This is a genomic window from Bartonella sp. AA2SXKL (genome assembly GCF_042197205.1).
GTDB lineage: Bacteria > Pseudomonadota > Alphaproteobacteria > Rhizobiales > Rhizobiaceae > Bartonella.
On the sequence record NZ_JBHIRN010000202.1, the window covers coordinates 1 to 306 of the forward strand.

Consider the following 306-nt stretch of genomic DNA (forward strand, 5'->3'; position numbering starts at 1 on the left):
GTTTGTTTTGAGTTTGAATGATTGTGCTGCGGTTCGAGAGATCTTTAAGGATTTTGACTTTTTAGAAGTTGAGACCCTTTGGACAGCAGGATTTACTAAAAAACCACCACGAAAGGAACTTCTAATTCGCAATAATTAAGAAGTATATTGCAAAATCCTATTCCCTCGCTTTCACTTATACTTCCCTCACAGTAAAAAAGATGTATAAATACAAGAGGTTATTTTTACATAAAACTTGCGTATTATTCTGCCTTAAAAATTTGAATTTTTGTCTTATGATAACGGCTTGGTTGATAAACATGCGAT

At 33.0% G+C, this 306-nt stretch carries 1 pseudogene; it reads left to right on the plus strand.

Annotated elements, in window-relative coordinates:
- A pseudogene (locus ACFINS_RS10690) lies at window positions 1–139 on the plus strand (DNA adenine methylase); the annotation flags it as partial.
- Window positions 140–306 lie beyond the last annotated feature (167 nt).